Annotated in this window: 22 protein-coding genes and 1 pseudogene; 5 read left to right on the top strand and 18 right to left on the bottom strand. The window is 57.1% G+C overall.

The genetic code is table 11. The annotated features are described in order from the left end of the window. Positions 1–43 precede the first annotated feature (43 nt). Positions 44–442 (top strand): SRPBCC family protein, encoded by a 399-nt coding sequence (locus IT763_RS11110; RefSeq protein ID WP_206195412.1) that lies wholly within the window; start codon positions 44–46, stop codon positions 440–442. Positions 443–448: 6 nt separating this feature from the next. Here the strand turns inward: IT763_RS11110 and IT763_RS11105 are convergent, their stop codons facing one another. Then, complete coding sequence (locus IT763_RS11105; protein WP_206195411.1) at positions 449–2167, bottom strand: penicillin-binding transpeptidase domain-containing protein; 1719 nt, start codon at positions 2165–2167, stop codon at positions 449–451. A gap of 107 nt (positions 2168–2274) precedes the next feature. Next, on the bottom strand, positions 2275–4200 hold the full coding sequence (gene mrdA / locus IT763_RS11100) for a penicillin-binding protein 2 (protein WP_049299020.1): 1926 nt from the start codon (positions 4198–4200) through the stop codon (positions 2275–2277). 294 nt (positions 4201–4494) lie between these two features. On the opposite strand from mrdA, the gene IT763_RS11095 reads away from it, so the two are divergent. Beyond that, positions 4495–4776, top strand: a complete 282-nt coding sequence (locus IT763_RS11095) for a YjcB family protein (protein ID WP_004940713.1) — start codon at positions 4495–4497, stop codon at positions 4774–4776. Positions 4777–4813: 37 nt separating this feature from the next. Here the strand turns inward: IT763_RS11095 and IT763_RS11090 are convergent, their stop codons facing one another. From IT763_RS11090 to IT763_RS11080, 3 genes are all read right to left on the bottom strand, one after another. Continuing rightward, positions 4814–5260 (bottom strand): MarR family winged helix-turn-helix transcriptional regulator, encoded by a 447-nt coding sequence (locus tag IT763_RS11090; protein ID WP_060445182.1) that lies wholly within the window; start codon positions 5258–5260, stop codon positions 4814–4816. Between the two features lie 92 nt (positions 5261–5352). After that, positions 5353–6369 (bottom strand): FUSC family protein, encoded by a 1017-nt coding sequence (locus tag IT763_RS11085; protein ID WP_049299019.1) that lies wholly within the window; start codon positions 6367–6369, stop codon positions 5353–5355. Then, entirely contained in the window at positions 6366–6938 is a 573-nt protein-coding gene (locus IT763_RS11080) for an isochorismatase family cysteine hydrolase (protein ID WP_033633093.1), read from the bottom strand. Before IT763_RS11080 ends, IT763_RS11085 begins: the two co-directional genes overlap by 4 nt. A gap of 255 nt (positions 6939–7193) precedes the next feature. On the opposite strand from IT763_RS11080, the gene IT763_RS11075 reads away from it, so the two are divergent. Then, entirely contained in the window at positions 7194–8393 is a 1200-nt protein-coding gene (locus IT763_RS11075) for a multidrug efflux MFS transporter (RefSeq protein ID WP_015377824.1), read from the top strand. 171 nt (positions 8394–8564) lie between these two features. On the opposite strand, the gene IT763_RS11070 is transcribed toward IT763_RS11075, so the two are convergent. From IT763_RS11070 to IT763_RS11055, 4 genes are all read right to left on the bottom strand, one after another. Then, positions 8565–9056, bottom strand: a complete 492-nt coding sequence (locus IT763_RS11070) for an ester cyclase (RefSeq protein ID WP_197758244.1) — start codon at positions 9054–9056, stop codon at positions 8565–8567. A 9-nt stretch (positions 9057–9065) separates the two neighbouring features. Continuing rightward, entirely contained in the window at positions 9066–9518 is a 453-nt protein-coding gene (locus IT763_RS11065) for a MoaF N-terminal domain-containing protein (protein ID WP_015377823.1), read from the bottom strand. Between the two features lie 310 nt (positions 9519–9828). Continuing rightward, positions 9829–10263 carry a glyoxalase gene (locus IT763_RS11060; protein WP_164094979.1) on the bottom strand — a complete coding sequence of 145 codons (435 nt, stop codon included), beginning with the start codon at positions 10261–10263 and terminating at the stop codon, positions 9829–9831. A gap of 18 nt (positions 10264–10281) precedes the next feature. Further along, the gene (locus IT763_RS11055; RefSeq protein ID WP_085058677.1) at positions 10282–11151 is read right to left on the bottom strand and encodes a helix-turn-helix domain-containing protein; all 870 of its coding nucleotides are present in this window, start codon (positions 11149–11151) and stop codon (positions 10282–10284) included. Positions 11152–11329: 178 nt separating this feature from the next. On the opposite strand from IT763_RS11055, the gene IT763_RS11050 reads away from it, so the two are divergent. After that, the gene (locus tag IT763_RS11050) at positions 11330–12247 is read left to right on the top strand and encodes a DMT family transporter (protein WP_164053693.1); all 918 of its coding nucleotides are present in this window, start codon (positions 11330–11332) and stop codon (positions 12245–12247) included. 54 nt (positions 12248–12301) lie between these two features. Next, complete coding sequence (locus tag IT763_RS11045; protein WP_206195410.1) at positions 12302–13198, top strand: PhzF family phenazine biosynthesis protein; 897 nt, start codon at positions 12302–12304, stop codon at positions 13196–13198. A 66-nt stretch (positions 13199–13264) separates the two neighbouring features. On the opposite strand, the gene IT763_RS11040 is transcribed toward IT763_RS11045, so the two are convergent. From IT763_RS11040 to IT763_RS11000, 9 genes and pseudogenes are all read right to left on the bottom strand, one after another. Further along, on the bottom strand, positions 13265–13645 hold the full coding sequence (locus IT763_RS11040; protein ID WP_076740238.1) for a hypothetical protein: 381 nt from the start codon (positions 13643–13645) through the stop codon (positions 13265–13267). A 75-nt stretch (positions 13646–13720) separates the two neighbouring features. Then, a complete protein-coding gene (locus IT763_RS11035) occupies positions 13721–14188 on the bottom strand; it encodes a hypothetical protein (RefSeq protein ID WP_197758241.1) in 468 nt (155 codons plus the stop codon). 1 nt (position 14189) lies between these two features. Continuing rightward, a complete protein-coding gene (locus IT763_RS11030; protein ID WP_206195409.1) occupies positions 14190–14519 on the bottom strand; it encodes a hypothetical protein in 330 nt (109 codons plus the stop codon). Between the two features lie 30 nt (positions 14520–14549). Further along, on the bottom strand, positions 14550–14960 hold the full coding sequence (locus IT763_RS11025) for a hypothetical protein (RefSeq protein WP_143778967.1): 411 nt from the start codon (positions 14958–14960) through the stop codon (positions 14550–14552). Between the two features lie 3 nt (positions 14961–14963). Next, positions 14964–15422 carry a hypothetical protein gene (locus tag IT763_RS11020; protein WP_075686905.1) on the bottom strand — a complete coding sequence of 153 codons (459 nt, stop codon included), beginning with the start codon at positions 15420–15422 and terminating at the stop codon, positions 14964–14966. Positions 15423–15585: 163 nt separating this feature from the next. Beyond that, positions 15586–15960 (bottom strand): hypothetical protein, encoded by a 375-nt coding sequence (locus IT763_RS11015; protein ID WP_230199816.1) that lies wholly within the window; start codon positions 15958–15960, stop codon positions 15586–15588. Positions 15961–15968: 8 nt separating this feature from the next. Further along, positions 15969–17195: pseudogene (locus tag IT763_RS23455) on the bottom strand (RHS repeat domain-containing protein); the annotation flags it as partial. 384 nt (positions 17196–17579) lie between these two features. After that, the gene (locus tag IT763_RS11005; protein ID WP_016927806.1) at positions 17580–17912 is read right to left on the bottom strand and encodes a barstar family protein; all 333 of its coding nucleotides are present in this window, start codon (positions 17910–17912) and stop codon (positions 17580–17582) included. Then, a complete protein-coding gene (locus IT763_RS11000) occupies positions 17909–22135 on the bottom strand; it encodes an RHS repeat-associated core domain-containing protein (RefSeq protein WP_206195408.1) in 4227 nt (1408 codons plus the stop codon). The genes IT763_RS11005 and IT763_RS11000 overlap by 4 nt, the downstream gene beginning before the upstream one ends. Between the last annotated feature and the right edge of the window lie 24 nt (positions 22136–22159).

Genomic DNA, 22159 nt, shown 5'->3' with positions numbered 1-22159 from the left:
CGGCGGGATCTACACTGAAGTATCGCCGTCAATCGGAGAAATCATGATGCTGAGCGCGCAAACGCTGCATATTGCCATTAACCGCCCCTGTGACGAGGTGTACGCCTTTCTCAGCCAGCCGGAAAATTTCCCCTTGTGGGCCAGAGGGTTAGCCAACAGCTTACGGCGGGAAGGGGAAGATTGGGTGGCAAACACCCCACAAGGGCCGATCCGCATTCGCTTCAGCGCGCCGAATGCCTTCGGCGTGCTGGATCATTGGGTGACGCTGTCGGACGGCGGCGTGGTCTACGTGCCGCTGCGCGCGCTCGCCAACCGGCGCGGCACCGAGGTGATCTTCACCCTGTTCCGCCAGCCGGAGATGGACGACGCGCTGTTCGCCCGCGACGTCGGGCTGGTGAACGCCGATCTGCAGGCGCTGAAGCGCCTGCTGGAATCGCGCTAATCCCCCTTACCCCTTGACCGACGACACCACGTTAAGCGGCTGGGCGTCCGGCAGAATATTCATGTGCTCCAGCACCTGGGCCATGATCTTGCCGAACACCGGCCCGGCCACCGAACCGCCGAAGTGCTTGCCGGCTTTCGGGTTGTTGACCATCACCACCAGCGCCACCTGCGGATCGCTGGCGGGCGCCACGCCGGCGGTGTAGTTGATGTAGCCGCCGTCGTATTTGCCGCTGGGGCCCATTTTCTCGGCGGTACCGGTTTTGATCGCCAGCCGATAGCCCGGCACCGCGGCGCTCACCCCGCTGCCGCCCGGCAAGGCGTCGCTCTCCATCATATGCACCACGGATCGTACCGTATCCGCCGGCAGAATACGTTGCCCCATTACCGGCGGCGTCACCTTGGTGATCGACAGCGGCCGATAAATGCCGAAGGAACCGATAGCGGCATATTCGCGCGCCATCTGCAGCGGCGTCACGCGCAGCCCATAGCCGAAGGAGAAGGTAGCGCGTTCGATATCGGCCCAGCGTTCACGGTGCTGCGGCAGATAGCCGCTGCTCTCGTTGCCGATGCCGAGCTCGGTCGGCCGCCCCAGGCCAAAGCTGCGGTAGACCGCCGGCAGCACCGTGGCCGGCAGCGCCAGCGCGATATGCGATACCGCGATGTCGCTCGATTTTTGCAGCACGCCGGTGATGGTCAGTTTCGACCAGTGGCCGACGTCTTTGATCAGGTGACCGTTAACCCGATACGGCGTGGTGTCCAACACGGTATCCGGCCGGATCAGCTTATGTTCCAACCCCACCATCACCACCACCGGTTTCACCGTCGAACCCGGTTCGAAGCTGTCGCTGCTGCACACGTTGCGGATATCTTTCGCCGGCGTGCTGCCATAGTTGTTCGGGTTGAACGACGGATAGCTGGCCATGCCGAGGATTTCGCCGGTGTCGATCTTGACCAGCACCGCGCAGCCTGAGTCGGCCTGGTTAGCCACCACGCCGTCGCGGATCTGCGCATAGAGCACGTACTGGATAAATTTGTCGATGCTGAGCGTCACGTTCGGCGGCGGCACCGGATCCACGCTTTTGAGCACGCCGATCACCGCGCCGCTGCCATCCTTCTGATAGACCCGCAGGCCGTTTTTTCCCTGCAACAGCGGGTTGACCCCCAGCTCGATGCCCTCCAGCCCCTGATTGTCCTGGCCGACGATGCCGATCAGCCCGGCGGCATCCTGGCCCATCGGATAAAAGCGGCTGAAATCCTGCTCGGCGCTGACGCCGGTCAGGTGCAGTTTGCTGATGTAGGCGGCGTTGTCGTCCTCCACCTTGCGCGCCAGGTAGACAAAACGTTTGTGCGCGTTGCTCTGGATCAGATGCTGGATGTCCGCCAGCGGGATCTTCAGCACGTTGGCCATGCTCTGCCAGCGTTCGTTGCCGGTATCGGTCTGGGTATCGAGAATATGCTTCGGATCCAGCACGATGTCTTTGGACGACACGCTGACCGCCAGCGCCTCATCGTTGCGATCGGTGATCATGGCGCGGTTGGTCGGCACCACCTGGGTGCGGATCGAACGCTGGTCAGCCTGATTGGCCAACTGCTGGTGTTCCAGCAGTTGCAGGTAGCCGACCCTGAACGCCAACAGAAAAAAACAGACCAGCATGCCGGCGCAAATCCAGCCGAAACGAACTGTGGAATAGGTTTTACCGCTCTTTTTGGTCGATGGCGCCACTGTTGTGTTAACCCTGCGTTTTTATTCAGTTTATGGTGTTATTTCAGTCTACCTTGCCGGAAATGGTCAGGAGATTGCAGTTTGTAAGAAAGTAAAAACAAACCGCATCACCGTTGCACATCCGCGCTGTCGTTTAACTGCGGTTTACTTTGCAGCGTATCGCCGGGCTGTGGCGCGTTGGCCGGGTCAAAAATGTGGTCGAGGATCGCGCGCGCGGTCGGCCCCGCCACCACGCCATCGCCGCCGCCGTTTTCCAGGATCAGCGCCATCGCCACCCGGGGATTTTTGTAGGGCGCAAACAGCGTATAAAAGATGTGATCGCGCAGCCGCACCGGGATCATTTTGGCGTTGTAAGTCTGGTTTTGCTTCAGGCTGAACACTTGCGAGGTGCCGGATTTGGCGGCGATCTGATACGGCGCGGTATGGAACAGCTTGTAACCGGTGCCGTTCGGCAAGTTGGCCATGCCGTACATGCCGTTGCGCACGATGCCCCAGTAAGGCGAGTTGGGATCGCCGATCTGCGCCGCTTGCGCCGGCGGCTGGTAGCGCGTCACCCGGTTGCCCTGCTGCAGCGAATACAGCAGGTGCGGCGTTTTCACCTTGCCGTTGTTGAGCAGCGTGGTCAACGCTTTCACCATCTGGATCGGCGTCGCCACCCAATACCCCTGGCCGATGCCCACCGAGACCGTATCCCCCTGATACCAGCCCTTTTTGTGCACCTTCAGTTTCCAGTCGCGGCTTGGCAGCACGCCGCGGTACTCTTCGTTCAGATCGATGCCGGTCGACTGACCGTAGCCGAATTGGCTCAGCCAATGGTGAATGCGATCGATGCCCATCTCATACGCCACCTGATAAAAGAAGGTATCGGCGGACTCCTCAATCGCTTTGGTGACATTGAGCATGCCGTGGCCGGTTTTCAGCCAGTCGCGGTAACGGCGCTCGGTGCCGGGCAGCGTCCAGGTCGGCGCGCCGAAAAAGGTGGTGGTGGGCGTGATCACCCCGGCGAACAGCGCCGAAACGGCCATATAGGGCTTCACCGTGGAAGCCGGCGGGTACAACCCTTGGGTAACGCGGTTGATGAGCGGCAGCTCCGGATTGCTCAACAACGTTTTATAGGCCTGATAGCCGATGCCTTTGACGAAGGGATTGGGATCGTAACTGGGGCTGGAGACCATCGCCAGAATGCCGCCGTCGCGCGGATCTTCCACCACCACCGCGGCGCGTTGCCCCTTTAGCACCGATTCAATGTACTGCTGCAGCGGCAGATCCAGCGTCAGGTAAATGTTTTTGCCGGCCTGCGGCGGCTGTTCCTTCAGCAGCCGGATCACCCGCCCGTGGTTATCCACTTCCACCTCCTGATAGCCGGTGGTGCCGTGCAGCTCTGACTCGTAATAGGCTTCGATGCCCTGTTTGCCGATGTTGCGGTCGGCGGCGTAGTTTTCGCTCAGGCCGGCCTTGTCCAGGCGCTTGAGATCGCTGTCGTTGATCTTCGACACATAGCCCAGCACGTGCGCCAGCTGAGCGCCGTAAGGATATTCACGCTGTTGATAGGTATCGATTGTTACCCCGTCGAAACGGTATTGATTGACGGCAAAACGCGCCACCTCGGTGTCGCTCAGCCCGGTTTTTAGCGTCACCGGCTTGTAGCGGCTGTTGTGGTGCATATCGTCGCGAAACGCGCTGATGTCTTCCGGCGTCAGATCGACGATCGGCGTCAGCGCCTGCAGCAGCGCCGCCATGTCGGTGATTTTGCTGGGCGTGATCTCGATACGATACAGTGTCACGTTTCGCACCAGCGGAGTACCGTTGCGATCGAAGATTAACCCGCGGCTGGGAGCGAGCGGCAGCATCTTGATGTCGTTCTGGTTGGAGCGCGTCTGGTAAAAACCATGCTGGCGGATTTGCAGCCGGTAGAGATTGGCGATCAGCACGCCGAAACAGGCCACCACCAGCGCCAGCGCCACGCCCGCCCGGCGGATGAACAGCCTCTCTTCCGCGGAATGATCGCGAATTTTTTCTTTTAACAGGGCCATGCGGTGCCGGTACCTTTTGCGTCACATTTCCCCGCAAAATCAGGGAACTGAAAAGCCGGCAAGCATAGCGTTATCGGGCGCGCCGCCCCATGAAAAGGTTGCTAATGAAATGGCATAACTGTTTCAGCATATTGGAATGTTACCGGCGGCGATTTTTTCACCGCGATCCCCATTGAGCCGCCGTTCGCCTCAATGTTACAATGTGATCTAAATCACATTATTCCCGTTATTCCCCCGCATTTCCCTGTCGGCGCCCTGCCGGATGCGGCTTTTTGTTACATAGGATCGAGTTCGATGAGTACCATTGCCACCGGTTTAGTCATGATGCGCTGGGAGTTGCTGAGCGCCGTGATGATGTTCTTCGCCAGCCAGTTAAACGTCGTTTGCCGTAAAACCAGCCGCAACGGCATGGCGTTCATGTTCAGCAGCCTGGGCCTGTTTACCGCCTGCTGGTTCGTGATGGGCCTGATGGGCATCCACCTCACCCTGGAAGCCTTCACCCAATTCTGGTCATCGGCCTGGGATCGCTACGTGGACGTGGTCAGCACCATGCCGGCCGATTGGCCGATGCCGTAACCTCGCTGCACGGGCGGCGCATCTGCCGCCCCGCCGATTATTCCTCGTCCGTTGGCGCCGCCGCCAGTCGCGCCATCAACGCCCCCGCCTCTATCAACAGCGCCTGCTCCCGCTCCGTTAAACAACTTTCCATCGCCGCCAGCAGCCACGCCTCGCGTCGGCTGCGGCTTTGCTGCAGCAGGCCCAGCCCGGCGGGCGTCAGGCGCACCCGTACCCGGCGTTTGTCTTCGGCATCCGGCGTGCGCACCAGCAGCCCATCACCCTCCAGCTCACGCAAGGCGGCCGCCAGGTTAGAGGAGCGCATGCGCTCCGATTCCGCCAGCAGCGACGGCGTCGCCTCGCCGCCGTGGCGATCGATAGCTCCCAGCAGCATCAACTGGGCCCAGGATTTTTCGTCGCTGCGCGACTCGCGCCGCAAACGGCGCACCAGCGACATTAATTGCGTGCGCAGCAGCGTCACGTCTTCAGGATGATCTTTTTTCATTGGCATCAATAGATAACGATAGATTTGTCCGTACTTTCACACCGAGACTGGGAACGGTCAACCGAAATTGGCGGACGAAATATGCCAGCTCGCTATTGGCGGGTGCCGGCGTTGGGCGGCAACACCGCATGCACCGCCAAAGCGAACAGCAGACCGATGCCACCGCCCAGCAACACATTGACCACCCTTTCTGCGGCGATCGACGGCGCTTTTCCGGCAATCACCAACGCGCAGGCGATGCAGGCGCAACGGGCGCCAAACCCCAAGGTATAACGATGAAAAGACACCAGGGTGAGCATCGTCACCACGCTCAGCAGTTCATAACCCACATTGCCATGCGGCATGAGGCTGCCCAGCAAAATACCGACGGGCACGCCCAGCAATGCGCCTGACGCACGCTGGCGGAGTTTGTTGCGCGTAGCGGCCATATCGCCGCTGATCACGCTGACGGCCGACCAGATCACCCATTGCCCGTAATCGAGGTGTTGCCACTCAACGATCGCCGCCGACAGTGCAACGGCACAACTTACGGCGAGCAAAGCCTCGCCGCAGGCCACGCGAGCGCCAAGCTCATCGCTGCGGCGCAGCTGGAGATAATGATGCAGGCTGTCACTCGTCGACAGCTGCGCTAGCCGCCGATGCTCTGCCAGTGCAAGCATCAGCACCGGCAAGACGGCTGCCCCCAGAAAAGGGAGCTGCGCCCAGCCGCATTGGGCTAATGGCGCGCCGGCGCCACCTTCAGCGGTTTCACACGCCAGATAAAGAGCCGGAATAAAAATAAAATTCCCCAGGGATCGCAGCTTGCCGCCGAACGCGGAGATCCCAACCGCCGCCGCCGCTGCCAACACGCACGCCAAAATGAAGATTACCGACGTGTGCATGGCGCACAGCAGCGCCATAAAGAGCAGCAGCAATGCCGCCGCATGCAGCGCCACGCCGAGCGGCGCCAGTTCAAGGCGCTCACAAACGACAAACAGCGATATGGTGACCACCGAAGCCTTCAGCCAGTTGGCATTGCCTGTCGCCAGGCTCAGGGCCAGCAACGGCGCCAACACCCATGCTCCCCGTCGCAGCTGACGCCAGGCGATTTCTTCACGCAGCAGCTTCACAATGCGCTCAGCTGTTCCAGCGTGACGATATCGGCAATAGTGGCAAGCGTTTCCATCGAGATCCGGTGCTCTTCCGCCGTGGCCGCCGCGCAAGCCTCTTCCAGTATCAGCACCTGATAATCGCGATCGTGCGCGTCGCGCGCCGTCGCCTGTACCGCCCAGGTGCTGCTGACCCCACAGATCACCAACCGTTCAATGCGGCGGGCGCGCAGCGTCGCATCCAGATTGGTGCCATAAAACGCGCTGACGCGCGGTTTTACGATGGTTAACTCCCCCAAATCAGACGCTAAATCAGGATGAAAATCCGTGCCCGGCTGGCCCAGTGCGATAGCGCCAAATTGATGCGCCTGCCCAAACATCCGCGAGTATTTGGGTTGATCGACATAGCCGGCCGCGAAACCGACTTTAACCAATATGCGCAGCCAATCCTTGCGCTGCGCGAGAGACAATGCGCTATTTGCCCGCGCGATAGCATCGCGCTCAATGACCTGCTGCGCCGAGCGCGCAATTTTTCCTTCCGGGTGGGAGATATCCACGATGTAATCCAGAGCGATCAGTGCGGTATTCATAGAAAGCGTCTCCTTGCCGCCGACACGGCGAAATGGGTAGAGAGAGTGTGGCGCCGCCGAATTGTTGAGCGGCTTGGTGGAGTAGCTTAAAATAAATACCTATGATAATATAGCTATTAATTTATAGCTAAATGTAACAACGCCGCCGACGGGCTTTACGTTTTCTCACGCATTTCCCCCGCGCCGGCCAGTTCGCGGTGTTATTATTATCTTGCTTAACAAATCCCTCCAAATTCAAAGTGGTACGACAAGTCGATGGAAGCGTGGAAAGTCAATCTGATCTCGGTCTGGCTCGGGTGTTTCTTCACCGGGCTGGCGATGAGCCAAATCCTCCCTTTTCTGCCGCTGTACGTCGAACAGCTCGGCGTCAGCGATCATCAGTCCCTCAGCCTGTGGTCCGGGCTGGTGTTCAGCGGCACCTTTTTGGTCTCGGCGGTGGTGTCGCCGCTGTGGGGCAGCCTCGCCGACCGCAAAGGCCGCAAGCTGATGCTGCTGCGCGCTTCGCTGGGCATGGCGATCGTCATCGCCCTGCAGGGGCTGGCCACCAACGTCTGGCAGCTGTTCGCGCTGCGCGCCCTGATGGGGCTGACGTCCGGCTATATTCCCAACGCCATGGCGCTGGTCGCCTCGCAGGCGCCACGCGATAAAAGCGGCTGGGCGCTGGGCACGCTCTCTACCGGGCAGATCTCCGGCGTGATCGCCGGGCCGCTGCTGGGCGGGTTGATGGCCGACCATCTGGGGCTGCGGGTGGTGTTTTTCGTCACCGCCGGGCTGATGTTCGTCAGCTTCCTGGTGACGCTGTTTCTGATTAAAGAACGGCGCATCACGGTGAAAAAAGCGGATCAGCTAAGCGGCAAGGCGGTATTCCGTTCGCTGCCTTATCCAACGCTGATCGTCACGCTGTTCGTTTGTACCCTGATGATCCAGCTGGCTAACTCCTCCATCAGCCCGATCCTGACGCTGTTCATCCGCGAACTGTCGGGCGACGTCAGCAATATCGCCTTTGTCAGCGGGATGATCGCCGCCGTGCCCGGCATTGCGGCGCTGATCTCGGCGCCACGCCTCGGGCGGCTCGGCGATCGCATCGGCACCGCGCGCATCCTGATCGCCGCGCTGCTGTTCACCACCGGCCTGTTCGCCGTGATGGCCTGGGTGAATACGCCGCTGCAGCTGGGCATTCTGCGCTTCCTGCTGGGGTTCGCCGACGGCGCGCTGATGCCGGCGGTGCAGGCGCTGCTGCTGAAGTATTCCTCCGATCAGGTGACCGGGCGCATCTTCGGCTATAACCAATCCTTTATGTACCTGGGCAACGTGGTTGGCCCGCTGCTGGGATCGGGCATTTCGGCGATGATGGGGTTCCGCTGGGTGTTCGCCGTCACGGCGGTATTGGTGCTTTGCAATGCGCTGCAGCTGCGGCATCAGTTCAAAAAAGTGGAAAATAAACGCGCGGGATAACGAGGAATGTGGGGAAACGCCTCAAGCAGTGGCGGGACAATGACGCCCATCAACCGTACCACCACTGCCAAAGGCGGCCGTAGCCTACTCGACACGATGAACGTTTGGTATTTATGTAAGTAAATAAAGTGTTGCGGGCGTGTGGAGGGCCGCCGCAGCGGCCCTTTTGGATCAGAACATGGTATTGTCGTTGGCCGATTTTTCCGGCACATCCTGATTGACGTCCCAATGCTCGGTGATTTTACCCTGATCGTTCACCCGATAAATATCCACGCTGGCGGTGCCGCGATCCTGCGGGTTATTTTGGTATTGGACGTGAACGTAGACCAGATCGCCGTTGACCGCGCTGCGGTATATTTTGGCGCTGTACTGCGGATTGTCTTTGAAGGTCTGGCTGAAGAAATCCAGGAACGGCTTGATGCCGTCGCCGACGAACGGGTTATGCTGCTTGTAGTTCTCCACAATCAGCTTTTGCGCCACGCTGATGTCATGACGGTTGAAAAAGCCCGCATACAGATCTTCCACCACCTTCAGCTTCTGCTGGGCATGATGATAGCCGCCTTTGCCGGCCGATTTGTAAGACGCCGTCTGATCCGTTGACAGCGCCGGGTAACTCGCCAGCAAACCGCCGACGATCGCACAGGTGATCAATGCCTTTTTCATAACTGCTCCTTAGTTTCCTGAGTGACCTACGATTTTCAGCTGCCCTTTCAGATGGGTGAAGCTGCCGTCCCTGGCGGCGATGTTGGTGTACACCTCGCCGCGCTCAAAGTCCTCGACATGCGTCACGTTGTCGCCGGACTGCGGTTCATGCCAATAGACCATGTAGACCTTCGGCCGAATCTCCACCGCGGTGTACTGCACGGTATCGGTGATGCCCTGCGACGCTTCGCCGATACCGGTGAAGGTCATGGTCTTGTCATCGGTAAAATCCAGCTTGAAGGCGAAATCGCCGAAGGTCACCTGCACCACTTTACCGACCGCAATAAACTGCCCGTGTTTTTCCGTCATCGTCGCCGCCTTACTGTTTGTCAGGGTGGTTTGCGCCGCCAAAGCGGCAGGCAATGCCAGGGGGAAAGTCAGGGCTATCGCCAGCGCGATGCCCGTTCGTTTCACTGTTTTCATCGTTCCTTCTCCTTTCCGTGGTTGAAAACGAGAATCATTATTATTTCTTAACGGTTGGCGGAAATATAAGAATAATCTCTATTCCTATCAGGCACCTGGCGGCGAAAAAAGCGGGCGAAAAATCGCCGTAAAATGGCATAGCAATAGCGCGTTCTGGCCATTGGTTTTTACGCAATGAACGGAATTACTGCTTTCAGAAAGGGAAACCACTCGGGGATTTGATGGGTCTATAGCGCAGATCGCTTTAAGCTAATGCGTATTTATTCTTAAGCCGCCCGCCGCAGGGAAACGGCGGCGAACGGCGTAGCGTTTAACGCAGCCAGGGCGTATAGGTGACGCCAACCAGCAACCCTTCCGGGCTGAGCAAACGGGTAACGCTTTGCCCCCACGGCTCTTCACGATTGGCGACCAGCAGCCGATAACCGCGATCGATCAGTCCCTGGGTGGCAGCCGCCATGTCGGCCACGTCGAACTCGATCCATGCCTGCGGCACCGCGAGATCCGCCGGCCAGCGATCGTCGCCAAAGCAGGACTGCGCCGCCTGCGCCAGCGGCCACAGGGCGAAGTGCTTCACCCCGTCCAGCGCGCCCTGCTCGGCCAGCAGATAGGTTTCGTTGCCCGGCATCGGCTTGAGCGGCAACCCCAGCGCCTCGACATAAAACGCCTCGCTCTCGTCGCTCTCACGCGTGATCGGCCCGAATCCGGCGACGAACAACACGCCCAGCCCGGCAAATGGTTGATCCATGCTTGCACTCCCTTCCGGTTAGCGCCCCTGCCGCACCTGCAGCGGAGCAAATCCATAGGCCGCCTTGAAGCGGTTGCTGAAATGGCTGGCGGAGCTGAAGCCGCACGCCAGCGCGATCTCGGTGATCGGCTGTTGGCTGTGGCGCAACAGCTGTTCCGCCCGCTGCAGCCGCGCGCGCATCACAAACTGGTGCGGCGCCAAGCCGGTCGAATGTTTGAACATGCGAGCAAAATGGTATTCGCTCAACCCGGCCTGCGCCGCCAGATCGGCCAACAACAAAGGCCGATCCAGGTGGCTTGCGATATATTCCCGCACCCGCCTGGCTACCGCGGGAGCCAGGCCGCCGCGCGCCGCCGGCAGCTTCCACTGCAGCTGGCTGTAGCGCTGGATCAGGTGCGACATCAGCAGGTTCGAGGCGCTGCTGAGCGCCAGCAGGTTGGCGCTGTCCCGCCAGTCGCAGTTGAGCAAAAACTGACGATACAGCAGCGTGATCTGCGGATCTTCGCCGAAGCTGCGTTGCTCCACGTTGATCGCCGCCGGGCTGCGATCCCAGGTTTGCTCCGCCAGCCGGCGCAGATGCCCGTCGGTGCAATACAGATGCACAAACGACAGATCGCTGCGCACATCCCAGGTGGAAGCGTACTGGCGCGGCATGATGCAGAAGCGATCCGGCCCGCCGCCGTTGCGCCAGCCGCCCGGCACCTGCTGGTAGCACTCATAGCCGTCGGCGACGTACAGGCTCAGGGTATGGTGGTCGGCGCTTTCCTGCGTGACGCGATCGTTGCAGTTGGACCAGGCCGCCAGCTCCACGCCGGTGCCCAGCAGCACGCTGCCGTGCAGCCGCGCCTTGTGCTCACGCAGTGTTTCAAACGCCTGATAGTTGGACATCGCCGGCCCCGTTGTTCGACATTCTGACAGTGTAAAGAGTGGCGCCTCGGCATGCCAGCCGCCGCCTCGCGCTTTTACCAAAAAAAAGCGCAAGAATATGCAACTGGGCGCAAGGCGCTGCAAGCGCGGCCGCACGCCAAAGCGGATACTGCGTCATCGGTTTTTCGGAGTAAATAGAATGAATGCGCTGTTGTACCTCGCCGTGGTGCTGATTTGGGGCACCACCTGGATTGCGATCACCCTGCAACAGGAAGGCCCGGTGGCCATTCCCGTCTCGATCGCTTACCGCTTCGCCATTTCCGCTGCGGTGATGTTCGCCGTGCTGTTGTTAACACGCCGCCTGCGCCGCATCGCCCCGCGCGATCATCTGTTCTGCGTGCTGCAGGGCTGCTGCGTGTTCGGCTTCAACTTCTTCTGTTTTTACCACGCAGCGGCTTATATCAGCAGCGGGCTGGAATCGGTGATCTTCTCGATGGCGGTGCTGTTCAACGCCCTCAACAGCCTGCTGTTCTTCCGCCAGCGCCCCAGCCCCAACCTGCTACCGGCGGCGCTGCTGGGGTTGACCGGCATCGTGGCGCTGTTCTGGCAAGATCTGGCCGCCACCCGCATGGCGCCGGAGCTGCTTAAAGGCATCGGCCTGAGCGCGCTCGGCACCTACGGCTTCTCGCTGGGCAATATGATCAGCGCGCGCCATCAGCGCCGCGGGCTGGATATTTTTTCCACCAATACCTATGCCATGACCTACGGCGCGATGCTGATGGCGCTGATCGCCCTGGCGCAGGGCGCATCATTCCAGATGGAATTCAGCAGCCGCTATATCGGCTCCCTGCTGTACCTGGCGATCTTCGGATCGGTGATCGCCTTCGCCGCCTACTTCAGCCTGCTCGGCCGCATCGGCGCCGGCGCGGCGGCCTACAGCACACTGCTGTTTCCGCTGGTGGCGCTGACCATCTCAACGATCTACGAAGGCTACCAGTGGCATTTCAACGCCGTGCTGGGCCTGTGCCTGATCCTGCTGGGCAACCTGGTGATGTTCGCCAAGCCGGGGCTGAAGTGGCGACGGGCAGATATCTCAAAACAAAACTCAACCCTTTGAAGCCATTGGCGAATATCGTTATCATCAGGTTTTGTTGATAACGGATGATGGCCAATGCTCAGAAGTGATGATGTGACACCCCGCGCCTACAAACAGGTGGACGTTTTCACCGCCACGCCGCTGCAGGGCAATCCCGTGGCGGTGGTGCTGGAAGCCGAAGGGCTGAACGACGCGCAGATGCTGGCACTGGCCCGTTGGACCAACCTTTCGGAAACCACCTTTGTGCTTAAACCGACGCACCCGGCGGCGGATTATAAGGTGCGCATTTTCACCACCGAAAAAGAGCTGCCCTTCGCCGGCCACCCGACGCTGGGCACCGCCCACGCCCTGCTGGAAGCCGGATTGACGCCCAAACGACCTGGAACGGTGATGCAGGAATGCGGCGTCGGCCTGGTGGCGGTCAATATCCTGCCGGAAGGCGCCTTGGCGTTCGCCGCGCCCGAAGTTGAGTTCCGACCAATGGCGGCCGAGGAAACCGAACGGTTGACGGCCGCTTTACGGCCCGCGATGATTGCAGCAATCCCCCTGCCGGTGATTGCCGAGATGGGCATTCGCTGGCTGATGGTGCGCCTGCCGGATGCGCAGTCTTGCCTGGCGGTAACGCCGGATCAGGCCACGATTAAACAGCTGCAAACGGCGTGTGATGTGGATGGCGTGGTGATCTATGGCGTCAGCTCTGCAACCGAACCGGTCGATTACGAAATGCGCGCGTTTATGGTGGAATGCGGTGTTTTGATTGAAGATCCGGTAACCGGCAGCGCCAACGCCTGCCTGGCGCGCTTGCTGCAAACCAGCCGCTTCCCCGACGGCGGCCAGACCGCACAGGGTTACCAGGTGCGCCAGGGCACCCAACTGAAGCGAGATGGCCGCGTGAGCGTGCGCTTTATTGACGGTGAGCCCTGGATCGGCGGGCAGTGCTGCACCCTGATTAATGGCACGGTGGGTATTTAGTTTGGAGATGTAGGATAAGGAAGGCGTTGGACATTTGGAGGGGTGTTTACCCTATCGGATCGCGATTCATGAATTGCTAAAAACAAAGCTTTCCTCTGCTAAGTTATGTTCTTTCCTATGTTGCACATCCCAGTCAAAGTAGCCATCAGGCTGTTTGGATTCTACGCCTTTCAGCCAATACTGTTCACCATAAGCTATCAGCATTGCCCAATGATATTCAATTTCATGGCTCCTGAGACAGACAGCCGTATAACTGTTGATAGGCTTGCACACTAAGCCCGATGATAAAACCAATAACTCCGCGTCACTTTCAGACTTTTGCGCATATTTAACAATGATCGCTTTAAGCATTTCCACCCAAGTATAAAAATTGAAAACTACAGTTTCATTCGAGTCATTCTCATCTCGAAAAAGGATACCATCAACCAGACTAGATTTGTTAATCATTGGTAATCTACATCAAATTAAAAACTCATTGATTATTAGGCTTAATACTAATGATGTCAATTAGAAAAATATCACTCATTTATTTCTCAGAAAAATATCATTGTCAGCGATACCGAAGTCAAGATAAAAACCCAACGTGGATTTTATATGCAGCCGACCGTTTAACCTTATAACATCAAGAAATGGGTTAGAGGTCGTAGAGTACATGAACCATTTCAATTTATTATACTTATCTGCTCTGACAATAAAACCATCACTCCCCATTTCGCCCTCCCCGCAAAATAAAACGTCACCATCAGGAAGCAATACCTTGTTGTTTATTTGAATTTCAGACCACAAATCATCACGTTTCTTAATGAATGAGCTTAACGAAATAATACTCCCATATGAAATGCCATACTCCTTATTAAAAGTATTTTTGAAGCCATCACTTTCTTCAGAGTAAATATTTATCTCTCTTGCTGTATTGTTTTTACTTGCGATGAGATCCACTCCAATTAACTGACCACGCTCCCATTTCTCTTGTATTTTCTTGATATCCATTTTACTTCCCGCCAATTATTTTATCAATTTTTGACCGCCACAAAAGCACCCACCTATTTTCCAATGACACAGAGTAGTTTTTAATTAAATAATAGTCATTTTCATCATTATGGGATGTAAAACACTGATCAACACCATTGACAATCCATGATAGCAAATTTAAAACATCCTTATCACATTCGTTTTCTTTTAAAAATGCCCCTGAATTATTTATTAAGTCACTTAACAGCTTTTCATCAAAGAACGACCTCTCAAAAAGCGAGTGGCAAAAAGTCCCTTCAATCAAGTCATTTTTGTTATTCATAACATCAAGCTTTAATTCCTTGCTCACATTGAACTCCTAATCATTCCATGGTTTTTTCTATGAAATCAAAAAGCCAAAAAAACTCTTTGGCTCTAAATACAGTGAATTTTCATGGTCACCATCTTTATACCTGACGATGAACACTGAGAACGGTTCTTCACTATAATTCACTGCAATTATTTTAACTTCCCGTTCAGTTTTAAAAGCTTGTGAATAGATTGACATCATGGAGAATTGATCATCCACATCTACTTCAAACCACGGAGAGATGTTTTCAACTAAATGTGAATTAACAACCCCATCATCATCAATGTAAAATTCAAATATAACCTCACCGGATATAAAGTAAACCCTGTCATACATCGGATGAAAAAACGGTGGTGTATCCGAATCTATGTAACCAGTAACAATTATATCACCCACCCCATATTTAATTATATTCTCACTAAATTCACTCATATGTTCCATAAGCTAACGCCAGAATGAAAAATCAGATACGAAAATTTCGTTTATTATCACCCCGCCAGGAATATCGTTTATCGCATCGGCAATCTCATCATATGGGCATGGGAGGATAAACGAAATACCAAAGTCATCATTAATAACTATTGAACCATTGTATATTTTCTGTGATATCGTCAGCTTGATTATATCTGTTATTTCCATTCCGGGGAATATGATTCCATTGTAGCCCCCTTGGTAATGAGCATTACATCCAAGTGACAAAATGACACCGTCTTTATCAGTTATGACGGATAAGGTATTATCGACTGTATATGACTTTCGCTCACTCCCGTCAGGTAGGGAGTGATTTTTAATCTTAACGCTAAATCTGGATTGCATCTCATTAATATATAATGAAATATTTTCATTTAGAACGACATTCCCTATGGAAACACCAGACACAATCCTAGCGTTAAAATCAATCATGTTAGATACCGTAATATAAAATGATTTATCAATGTTTATGGATGGATATTTCAAAATTATCAAACCTGCTTTTAGATACTTTTTTACTCTAGATATTTAGAACCGACTGAGAATTGTCGGCTCTAACGCAGATTTAGAAATGGTTACATTGTTAACGTGAACACTAAGAGTCAGGATAGACGACTCTATAATCCTCATCCCTATGAAGCTTAGTCCAAATTCCATCCTTCCACTTCACATCTCCATCTCTTAGTATTTTTTTTATTTTTCTCTCAAAGTCTGGATTAAAAAAATCATTAGATTTTATTTTCACGTCGATCACATGATTATCATCACAAAGAACATCCCCTAATCTATCAACTCTATCTATAACCTCTATATTATAATCATCTAGTTCTGCTTTTGCCACATAGCGCCCCTTATCATCTTCACAAGGAAGTGAAACACCAAACGCCCTTTCCAGCTTAATAAGCAGCTTATCAAATGGAATGTCTTCCAATAATAAAATACCTAATTGCCTATTCTCGTTCACAGCCATTCTCCATTTCATGAACATCCGGAACGCCCTAACCTTCTTTGGACGTCGCCTTTTCTAGCCAGATCATCTAACTCATGGGTGTAGAACACCCTAAACCCAAATGGTTCATTTCTTAACCCTGGGAATTTCTGCCTTAACTTCGAATCGATAGACTCCTCTATTGATTTCATCCCCCCAAGCTTAGATGCGTCCCGGCGTCTGTTCCTAAACTCAGGTGAACTAGCTAAGTAATCCGACTTAATAAATCCATCAACATCGAAATCATTCATGTTAATAGGTCTAGCAATCGCAGGATCATGGGACTTACTTATTCCACTTGCAGCACTACCTCTATATCCAACGGTTGCGTTTGGATCTATCTTCTGTATAGCAGGAAGATGTTCCAATAGAATCTCATCAATTTGTTGCTGAAGGCTATTTAAGCCACTAAGTCCTAGAGGATCTATCCATCCCAAAGGATTTGGAGCATATCTATAAAGGTTCAACCCGCCGCGCAACCCTATCGGATCCTGCGTGGTGAAACGCCCCACCTCGGGTTCGTAGTAGCGGAACAGGTTGTAGTGCAGGCCGCTTTCGTCGTCCTGATATTGCCCGGCGTAGCGCAGCGGCTGCTGATATTGCGCGCCCTGCCGCTTCGCCGCGCCGGCCACCGTCTGGCCCTGCAGCTTGCCGAAGGTGTCGTATTGCCCGGACCAGCACAGGTTGCCCGCTGCATCGGTCACCTCCAGCGGCGCGCTGTTCAGATCGGTGTGGTACCAGTAAATATCTGCCGAGCGGCTGTCGCCCGCCTGCTCCAGTGCCGCCAGCGGGCTCCACGGGCTGGCCGGATCGTAGCTCCAGCTGCGGCGGCTGCCGTCGTCGCGCTGCTCCTGCAGCAACCGGTAACCCTGCCACAGGAAACGGGTCGTCTGTTCGGTTTTGCCCTTATAGCGCACCGCTTTGCGGCTGCGGCGGCCCAGCGCGTCGTAATGGTACTGCGCCTCGAACTCGCCCTGCGGGCCGCGGCCGTGCGCCTGCACCAGCCGGTTGTCGGCGTCGTAGCGGTAGTGCTGTTCGTACAGGCCGTTACGCCGGCTGATCAGGTTGCCCCAGGCGTCGTAACGGTAAAACAGTTTTTGCCAGTGCGTCAGGCGGTTGTCGGCGATCGGCGCCAGCGGCAGGTGCGCGTCGATGTCGTTCTGCGGGCTGCGTTCGCCCAGCAGGTTATCCGCCAGATCGTACACCAGGGTTTTCCCTGATTGGGCTCGCGGTGTTACAGCAGACTGCCTGCTCTACAATAAATACTTGGAATATTAATTTTCTATGATTCTTTATTTTTAAAGAGCTGAAGATTATCTATTCACATTTTAATTCTTTCATATAAACCAGGTATTATCTGAAAGCAGACCATTATAAAACAGTTACTCATTAGCCACCGATAGACAACACTCAGCACAAAAAACCTTGATTTAGTGAATTCATTGCTTCCAATGAAAACCCGAAAAAAATGAGTGTGCGGTTGCGGCTAAACAGAGCGTCGCAATGGTCTGATATGCCAGCTCATCTCTAAAGAACGCTCTATTTAAATTATTAAAAAAGCGTCCCTTAATTCAAAGTCGAGCACCTTTTTAGTACATTTTTCATTTAACCAAAAGTAATAGAATCAATGCTTCGTCACCAAACGAGATAGCCCCCCTATTGACAGCCTCTACCGCCAATAAAAAATTATATCTAATATCGTCAGGCAGCGAATTTATTCCATTGATTTTCATAAGCAAATACTCATCCTTATCTAAGTGTATGCTAGTCATCCCATCATCAGGAAATCTAAGACTATTTAAACAGTCAACAAAAGCGTTGAAGTTATTCCCATAAAAATCTGGAAAACCAAAAACCCTATTCATTTCATCATGAAATTCATCATCCGTATTTATTTCTGAAAAATCAACAACTACTCGTTTAAACTTCATCATTTCCACCCTGAAAGATCTATTTCTATAAAGGAATCGTAATGATCATGACTGTAGTAAGCTTTCCCTGTCGCTTTATCAACAACAATACGTCTTGTACCTCGATTACCAACACCAGGGGTCTTAACTGTCCATTCTCTATATGGCCCACTACCTGTATCTAGTCGTTGGCTATTCGGTGATATACGATAACTATTTTCAAATTCAATACCATCCCTTGCATAAGCTGGCCTATTCAATTTGATATTGTCTACCGTTTTATGTAACTCCTTCATTTCTTTAGGAGTCATATCGTGTCCCCATTTATCCTTTATAGCAGCGTGAGCCTGCTTAGGATTCTTAGCAGAATGGCTACATGTCAACCCAAACGGATCCACCCACATCAGCGGGTTCGGCGCATACTGATACAGGTTCAGCCCACCTTCCAACCCTATCGGATCCTGCGTGGTGAAACGCCCCACCTCGGGTTCGTAGTAGCGGAACAGGTTGTAGTGCAGGCCGCTTTCGTCGTCCTGGTATTGCCCGGCGTAGCGCAGCGGCTGCTGGTATTGCGCGCCCTGCCGCTGCGCCGCGCCGGCCACCGTCTGGCCCTGCAGCTTGCCGAAGGTGTCGTATTGCCCGGACCAGCACAGGTTGCCCGCCGCGTCGGTCACTTCCAGCGGCGCGCTGTTCAGATCGGTGTGATACCAGTAAATATCCGCCGAGCGGCTGTCGCCCGCCTGCTCCAGCGCCGCCAGCGGGCTCCACGGGCTGGCCGGATCGTAGCTCCAGCTGCGGCGGCTGCCGTCGTCGCGCTGCTCCTGCAGCAACCGGTAGCCCTGCCACAGGAAACGGGTCGTCTGTTCGGTTTTGCCTTTGTAGCGCACCGTTTTGCGGCTGCGGCGGCCCAGCGCATCGTAATGGTACTGCGCCTCGAACTCGCCCTGCGGGCCGCGGCCGTACGCCTGCACCAGCCGATTGTCGGCGTCGTAGCGGTAGTGCTGTTCGTACAGGCCGTTGCGCCGGCTGATCAGGTTGCCCCAGGCGTCGTAACGGTAAAACAGTTTTTGCCAGTGCGTCAGGCGGTTGTCGGCGATCGGCGCCAGCGGCAGGTGCGCGTCGATGTCGCTCTGCGGGCTGCGTTCGCCCAGCAGGTTATCCGCCAGATCGTACACCAGCCGTGCGCCCGGTTTGCCCTGATTGGGTTCGCGGTGTTGCAGCAGGCGGCCTTCGGCGTCGTAACCATAGTGCACTTCGCCGCGCAGCGCGTCGCTCACCCCGGCCAGCTCGCCGCGGCCGGTGTAGCGATAAGCGCGCCACAGCACGCCGTCTTCCGGCCGGGTCAGTTTGTCGTGGCCGAAGGCGCTGCTCTGCCAGCTGCGGCGGCCCATGGCGTCGTAACGCCGCTGCTGCTGCAGCGCGCCCTGGCTGCGGCCGGTTTCCCGGTGCAGGCGATCGCGGGTGAACTCGCTCACCACCTGCTGGTTGAATTTGATGGCGCTGGCGTGGCCGGAGCCGTAATACAGCCACTGCAGGCGATCGCCCTGCGGCAGCGTCAGCGCCTGCAGGTTGGCCAGCGCATCCCACTGGTATTGCAGCTCGCCGTTCACGCCCTGTTCGCCGAGCAGCCGCCCGGCGGCGTCATAGCGCATCTGCACGCTGTCCGGCTCGATGCCCAGCGCCGCGCCGCTCGCCGTCGGCAGGCGGTTCAGCTCGCGCAGCCGCCCCATGGCGTCGAAGCGGTAATGCCATTCCGCGCTGGCGTTGCCGCGCCAGACCAGCTGCCCGGCCTCGTCGAAGCGGAAGCGCTGTTCGCGCTGCGTCAGCTCGCCCGCGCTGCCCGGCAGGCCGACCTCGCGGTGCTCCTCCAGCAGCCCGGCCGCGCCGTAGCGATAATAGTGGCGGGTGTCGTCCGGGCGCTCTTCGGCCAGCACACGGCCCACCGCATCGTAGCTGAAGCGGTAGTCGCCGCCGTTGCCGTTCTCCAGCCGCGTCAGCCAGCCCTGCGGGCTGTAGTGATAGCGCCGGGTGCGGTTGATGCGATCGGTGATGCTGACCGGCAGCCCCAGGGCGTTGTACTGCCAGCGGGTCAGGCTGCCCAGCGCGTCCTGATGTTCGGCCAGCTGGCCGTGCGCGTTCCAGCTAAAACGCTCTTCGCCGCCGTCCGGGTGGATCAGGGTGTGCAGGCGGCCGCCGTTATCCCACCGGTAGCGCGTCTGGTGGCCTTCGGCATCGGTCTGCGCCGTCAGTTGCCCCAGCGCATCGTAGGTATAAGCCGTCACGCTGCCGGAACAGTCGGTGTAGCGCGTCAGCTGGCCGCGAGCGTCCCACTCCAGCTTCACTTCCCCGCCCAGCGCGTCGATCACGCTGGCTGGCAGGCTCTCTTCGTCATCCGGATAACGGTACAGCGTGGCATTGCCCAGCGCATCGACATAGCGCGTCGGGCGCCCCAGCGTGTCCCAATGCTGCGCCTCACTGCTGCCGTCCGGGTAGGCGACGGCGAACAGCCGGCCGCTGTTGCGCGAATATTGATAGCGCGTCACGCGGCCGAGCGGATCGGTCTCCGACAGCAGGCGGCCGTAGGGATCCCATTCGCTCTGGCGCTGCGCGCCGCCGGGCAGCAGCACGCTGCACAGCTCGCCGCGTTGGTAGATAAAACCGTAGCGGCGCTGGTCGAAATCGGTGTACTGCGCCACGTTGTCGTCGTCATCCAGCCGCCACTCCGCCCGTTTGCCGTCGCCGCGCACCGCGCTGCGGCGCCCGCCGGCGAAGTCGTAACCGAACTCAAGGGATTCCCCGGCGCTGTTGCGGTAGGCCGTCACGCGCGGCACGCCGTCGATCTCTTGCCATTGGTATTCGTTCAGCAGCCCGGCGGCGTCCTGGTGGCTGATCATCAGGCCGTCGCGCCAGCCAAAGCGCCGCGTCACCTCACCGGCGCGGTTGCTCACCGTCGTCAGCTGGCCCTGCTCATCGTAACCATAGCGCGCCAGCGTTCGTTCACCGTCGGCGGTTTGCAGCGCCACTTCACGCAGGCGGCCCTGCGCATAGCGGCACATCAGGCGCTGCCCGGCGCTGTCCACCAGTTCGCTCAGCAGTCCCTCATCGTCGTAGAACAGCGAGGTGGCGTTGCCGATGGCGTCGGTGATCATGCTCAGCCGGCTCGGCTGCTCGCCCGCCAGCGGCGGGTAGTGGAAAATCTGTTCGCCGACGTCAAACAGCTGCCAACTGCCGTCGTCGTTGTGCATCAGCCAGCATTTTTCGGCTTCGCAGTAAGTTTTGTGGCCGCGCGGCACCATGGGGAAAGCGACGAAGTCGCCAGAAGGCGCGCGCCACACCAGGCCGTCCTGATACGGCTGCAGGCTGCTCTCCCAGAACAGGTTCCAGCCGCGGCCCAGTACGCTGTCGCCGGGGTTGCCGCTGCGCCAATAACGCTGCCAGGCGACCGGCAGGCGCGATGGCAGCACGAAATCGAGATCGTCTTCGCCGTCGAGGAATTTCTGGCCGCTGACGATATCCACCGGCCGGGCGATAATGCCGACCGCGGCGGTCGCAGTCATCAGGGTGCCGGCGCGGCAGGCGATGCGCGCCAGTTTGTTGATGCCGGGCAGCTTGCCCAGCAGTTTGCCGAGCGCCCCCAGCTTGCCGGCGGCGCCGCCCACGCCGCCCACCAGGCCGGCGAACAGCAGCGTCAGGTCAGAGACCTTGTACAGCCAATCCGGCACTTCGGGCTTGATCGGCAAGGTGGTGACGGTGCCGCCGCCGATAAACACGTTGGGCGAACCTTCCATCACCTGCGCGTCGCAGTTGGTTTTGTCCCCCACGCGCGAGGCGGGCTGGCCGTTGATGCTGACCTTGTCGGAGCCCTGCGCCATCTGCATGCTCGGGCCGTCGTCGCTGCAGGCCACCTGGCTGTTGGTGGCGAGCGCGGCGGGTTTGCCGTTGATGAAGACGTTGGGGGAGCCGGTGACGATATTGCCTTTGGGGGTCAGGCTACCGGCACCGGCGTCGGCAATGCCGTCGCGCGCCGCGGTGGCCGCCTCCCCGGTGAGATACCCCACCGCCAGGCTGGCGCCGATAAGCAGCACGCCGACGCCGATACAGGAAGCCGCCAGGCCGGCGACGAACAGCGCACCCGCCGCCAATGCGCCTGCGGCGGCGATCAGGCCACCGACAAGGGTGCCGGCAATCATGCCGGCCAGGGCATGGGAATGCCCGATGGTATCGCCGACGCGGGCCGCTTCGGTCATCGTAATTTCCTTTTACGCAAAGAG

The sequence above is a fragment of the Serratia sp. CMO1 genome (assembly GCF_015689115.1).
Taxonomy (GTDB): domain Bacteria; phylum Pseudomonadota; class Gammaproteobacteria; order Enterobacterales; family Enterobacteriaceae; genus Serratia; species Serratia marcescens.
The sequence above is the reverse complement of the archived record's forward strand: the minus strand, read 5'-3'. Positions and strand labels throughout refer to the sequence as shown.